Origin of the sequence: Veillonella sp. (genome assembly GCF_015058545.1) — a bacterium.
GTDB lineage: Bacteria > Bacillota > Negativicutes > Veillonellales > Veillonellaceae > Veillonella_A.
Genome location: NZ_SVCB01000114.1, coordinates 1 through 5240, shown reverse-complemented (window position 1 = coordinate 5240; position 5240 = coordinate 1). Strand labels below are relative to the sequence as shown.

Below are 5240 nucleotides of genomic sequence, written 5' to 3'. Positions count from 1 at the left end.
TAATAGGCAATCGCTTCGCGGGTCTGACGATAACCGTCTTCTGAATAAACGGCTTCCGCAGCGCGTTGGATAATATACGGCACACCGTTGAATTTAGTGCATTGACGGCGATTCCACATAGGATTTAAGGCCTGTTTTTCTCCGTCTGCCGTATTGACTTTCAATTCCTTCGGTACTACCGTGTAGGCACAACGTGTACCGGTAAAACCGGCGGTTTTGGAGAAGGAGCGGAATTCAATGGCGACTTCCTTGGCCCCTTCGATTTCATAGATGCTGTGTACCGTGTCTTCGCTGCTGATGAAGGCTTCATAGGCAGAGTCAAACATGAGCACCGTGTCATTCGCTTTACACCAGTCTACCCATTCTTTAAGGCGTTTACGGCTCAAAACGGTACCGGTCGGATTATTCGGGCAGCAGAGGTAGACGATATCTACATGTTGATTTGGGAATTCTGGGGAAAAGTTGTTTTCCGCATTGGTCGGTAAGTAGACGATGTTTTCAAAACGGCCGTCTTTGAACTGACCGGAACGGCCCCCCATGACATTGCTGTCCAAATATACGGGATACACCGGGTCGGTGATAGCTACTACGTTGTTGGCGCTGAAAAGCTCCTGAATGTTGCCTACGTCGGATTTGGCACCGTCGGAAATAAAAACTTCGTCAATATCGAGGGTGATACCGAGCGGTTTATAATCGTGATCGACAACGGCTTGCCGTAAGAATTCGTACCCTTGTTCCGGACCGTAACCGCGGAACGTTTCGGCCTGACCCATTTCGTCAACCGCCTTATGCATGGCTTCAATCACGGCAGGTGCTAATGGCTGCGTTACATCGCCGATGCCTAAGCGAATGATGTCGGCATCCGGATTACTTTTCTGAAATTCTGCCACTTTGCGAGCAATGTTAGCAAATAAATAAGAACTTTGTAGATTGGCATAATTTTCGTTGATTTGAGCCATAGTAAACCTCCTTGAAGCTTGGGTATAACTGATTTAAAATTTATAAAGGCTCCACTATATAGAAATTTATAAATTTAATAGTAACATTTTACTATATATGAAGCGCCTCTGCAAATAATGGCCTGTAAAGACTTTGTCAATAAGGGTCAAAAGTCATGCATAAATATTTGAAAATAAAGAAAAACAGGAATCCGGGGAGGGATTCCTGTTTTTCTTATAAGGGGAGTGTTAGTGTTAATCAAATGAAATCTTGATCACCTATATTGGCTGAACAGGGAGGGTTCAGTATCAATATAGTTCCCTGTAATCAATGATGGAGGTAATTCGAATGGGGTATCGAAATTACCATTCATTTGATGATATAACTATACGTCATCAAAATGAACACAAAATGAACGTTTTTGAGTTTTAATGACTTTTTTTGATAAAATTTTCAGATTAAAATTAATAGTGATAATTACTAGTAAAACACATGTACTATGTGACTTTAAATTATCCTAGAATCTTAGTGGACAATAGATTTTATAATATGTCCATTAACCCCGTCGATAATTAAATCGTAGGTCAAATTAGAGCGTTTAGCTGTAATTTTATACAGCGGATGCTTTAATAATTCTTTAGGCGGTGTCCGGCTAAAGTCATTAATTTGAACGCCTTTAGCTAATTCGTCAATAGGGGGATGCGCATGATCGGTATTGCTCTCATTCGGTTTGATAAGCGGTCTTTCGCCATCTACCGGCGATTTTGGCCCGGCTGCCGATATGGGTGGCGGCACACGAAGAGGCGGCAATGAGGCCACATTACTGTTTTCGGCTGTAGCCGGCAAGTTTAAGTTCTCATGGTTATCAGACGAACCGGCGGCTTGGCCGTTCATTGGCTCATTTGACGAAGAGCCTGTATTTCTGTCGTTAGGCATCATTCCTTGGCCGATTGGCGGTCCCGGCGGAAATGGCAGATCATCAAAGGTGATTAAGGCAATTTCCTTAAATGTCAGCTCATTCAGTGGCACCCCGGTATTAATGGAAGTCAACTCTTTGATAGTATCTTCGCTCAAGAGGGTCAATTTATTGGCTTTAGCCTGGGCTTTGACCATTTCGGTGCGGGCTGCACTGACACGCATCGCTTCCTGTTGTGCCATATAATCATGGACTGCATAGATACCACCGCCGATTGCAAAAGCGGCAACAAATAGCAGTATTATACGGTGCAAAGCTCGTCGAGGCGGCTCTGCATCGTTGGATTCTACTGTGAACTGTCGCAATAATGGTTTCATGGTGTATCCTCTCTAAAGGCCTCATCGGTCATGATAGGAAATTCTAAAATAAAACTTGTTGATACTTGGGGTTCACTAATCGCATAGGCTTTGGCCTGATGCAAATTAATGACATTTTTTACAAAATAAAGACCTAGTCCCAAACCTTGATTAGATTTTTTGGTGCGAGCCTGATCGACTTGATACATACGATTCCAAATCTTATCGAGGTCGTCTTGATTAATACCCTCGCCGTTATCTTTAATGGTAATACGAATGGTATTGTTTAGTTTTACGACCTGAACAGAGATAGCATCTTTGGTGAATTTTATGGCGTTGTCAATCAAGTTGCCTACCGCGCGTTTTAAAAACGGCAGATTGCCGACCATGGATAAATCCGGTTGGATGGTTGCGGTTAAGGTAATATTTCTCTCTTTACAAATTCGTTGATAACTGTCGACTACTTCCTGCATCATTTGACTGATGCTGAGCGGATCCTTCTTGATGCTGTCCATGTTGTCCAAGCGGGCAATGTCCAGAAGTTGCGTAACCATGGCAGTCATGAAACGACTCTGTTGGAAAATATGTTCAAAGCTTTCTTTGGCTTCGTCGATATTGTCGATATAGGCACGACCGTAATCGCTTTCCGCCTGAATAACGGCAATCGGCGTGCGAAGCTCATGGGATACATCGGAACTAAACTGCTTTTCACGCTGCGAGGAGCTCTCCAAACTGTCGAGCATTGTATTGAATGTTTTTGACAGTGCAGAAATTTCGTCGTGGCTGTCTACCAGTTGTTCGATACGTTGGGATAAGTCGCGTTTTTGACCGATGTCAGCGGCCGTTTGGGTCATGGTACGAATCGGTCCGAGACCACGTTTGATAATCCAATAACCGCCGCTGGTGCCGATGACGAGGAATATAACCCCGCCGAGAATCAAAGAAAGCAACATAATATTGGCCGCACGACTGGCTGTGGTAGCAGGCATTACGCCGCGAACCCAACCGTGGAAAGCCGGATCGGCTACGGGTGCGTCATAATAATAGAAGGTAGTGTTTTTAACAGTTACTTCTTGAATGTGATGGGGAGAAATCATACTTTCCGGCGGGAACCCGTCAGGAATAGCCCCTTTGACAGCCACGCCGTTATCAGTATAGAGAACGGTGAAAACACCTTCTTGGAACGGACGGAACCGCGTCAGATTGTCGGCTGTATTAATAACCCTTGATTGTAAGGTACTGCGCATTTCCGAGGCTTCCCACAGTTGCGTGAACTGCAGAATGAACACGGACAGCATGAGTAACATTAATAAGAGAAATATAGAATACCAACCGGTAATCTTAAGCGTTAGCGGTAAACGACTGAATGGGTTAATCGAACGGCCCCCGGAGCTTAGTTTATTCTTCCACTTTGAAAACATAGCCCACACCTCGAACTGTGTGAATTAATTTGGCTTCGTTGGCTACATCTAATTTTTTACGTAAATCCTTAATATATACATCTATTAAGTTGGAATAACTTTCGTAGTCGTATTCCCATACGTGGTCGAGAATCTGTTGACGGGATAATACGATGTTTACATTGCTGGCTAAATAATATAATAAGTCAAATTCTTTAGCGGTAAGTACTAATTCCTGACCGTGCAATGTAGCGGTACGGCTTTGGCTGTTGATTGTCAAAGGACCGGCTTCCAAATCATTGTGCGCGTGGTTGTAGCTGCGGCGGGATAAGGCGTAGATACGGGCAATCAACTCTTCAAATTCAAAAGGTTTTACGAGATAATCGTCGCCACCGTGGTTAAGGCCTTTTACTTTGTCTTGCAAAGTATCTTTGGCGGTTAAGAACAATACCGGTGTTTTGTTGCCTTCCTGGCGTAAATGTTGCACAACGGTGAAACCATCCATTTTAGGAATCATTACGTCCATTACAACTACGTCGTAGCTGGAAGTATTGATGTGATCTAAAGCGGTTTCGCCGTCAAAGCAGCAGTCAACCGTCATGGATTCAACGCGTAGGCGTTTGGCAATGATATTATTTAGCATTTCTTCGTCTTCAACAAGTAAAACTTTCATACAATCGCTCCTGTCTTACAGAAATAAGCCTGTTTCACAACCTCCACTGGTGTAACAGACTATAAAATAAAACTATTAATCAAATTATAGAACGTCTAAAATTATTATAGCATTTTACATGCAAAATAATAATATCCTTAATTGAGGTCAGTATAGCGTAAGGGTATGAACTCATTATGAAGGCATAACGGTAAGGCATTAAATTTATGATAACTAAATTGTGTACCTTTGTGTTTTATGCATAGATTGGACGTTTTTCGGACGTTTTTAAAAAAATCAAAAAAAATGTGTGAAAATGATTTTCGATTAGATAATCCGATTTTCTATCCCGTCGTATAAATAAACTGAATAATATTAGCGTTTGTCTAGAAAATACAATAGTTTATGATAAATGACGGTTTAAATACACCCCAAAAATAGGGGAATTTAGAAAATGATAAAAATTATCAATTATGAAGGCCGTTTTCAAGTATGCGTATTTGATTTTGGACAAAAGGCTTTGTAAACCGCTATAATTAAAGAACAAGCTATAGGAAAGGCAGGCCCAGGTACGGTTTGCCGGATAAGTCTGTAGGAAGTAGGTACAAGTTTAGGAGGTTATTATGGAACAGTATGATGTTCTAGTAGTAGGTAGCGGCGGAGCCGGCCAACGAGCAGCATTAGAAGCAGCTCATCAAGAAGGTTTGCGCGTAGCACTTATTACCAAGATTTTCCCAAGTCGTTCTGCAACGGCTATGGCTCAAGGCGGTATTAATGGCGTATTAAACAATGTGGCAAAAGAAGACACTATTGAAGACCACATCTTCGATACCGTTAAAGGTAGTGACTATCTTGCCGACCAGGATGCTGTTGAATTCTTTATCAACCGTTGTCCTGAATTAATCAAAGAACTTGATTATTTCGGTACCCCATTCTCCCGTACTAAAGAAAATAAAATCGCACAACGTAACTTCGGT

General features: G+C 42.3%; 5 protein-coding genes. 1 reads left to right on the top strand and 4 read right to left on the bottom strand.

Going from position 1 to position 5240, the window contains the following annotated elements; genetic code table 11:
* The 4 genes from E7204_RS07675 to E7204_RS07660 all read right to left on the bottom strand — a co-directional run.
* On the bottom strand, positions 1-959 hold a 959-nt coding region (locus E7204_RS07675), incomplete at its 3' end, for an LL-diaminopimelate aminotransferase (protein ID WP_295183266.1).
* Positions 960-1464: 505 nt separating this feature from the next.
* The gene (locus tag E7204_RS07670) at positions 1465-2232 is read right to left on the bottom strand and encodes a hypothetical protein (RefSeq protein ID WP_295183264.1); all 768 of its coding nucleotides are present in this window, start codon (positions 2230-2232) and stop codon (positions 1465-1467) included.
* The gene (locus E7204_RS07665; RefSeq protein ID WP_295183262.1) at positions 2229-3632 is read right to left on the bottom strand and encodes a HAMP domain-containing sensor histidine kinase; all 1404 of its coding nucleotides are present in this window, start codon (positions 3630-3632) and stop codon (positions 2229-2231) included. Before E7204_RS07665 ends, E7204_RS07670 begins: the two co-directional genes overlap by 4 nt.
* Positions 3610-4284, bottom strand: coding sequence for a response regulator transcription factor (locus E7204_RS07660; RefSeq protein ID WP_006555394.1), 675 nt, complete (start codon positions 4282-4284; stop codon positions 3610-3612). Before E7204_RS07660 ends, E7204_RS07665 begins: the two co-directional genes overlap by 23 nt.
* A 602-nt stretch (positions 4285-4886) precedes the next feature.
* Here E7204_RS07660 and E7204_RS07655 point away from each other — a divergent pair.
* On the top strand, positions 4887-5240 hold a 354-nt coding region (locus E7204_RS07655), incomplete at its 3' end, for an FAD-binding protein (RefSeq protein WP_295183260.1).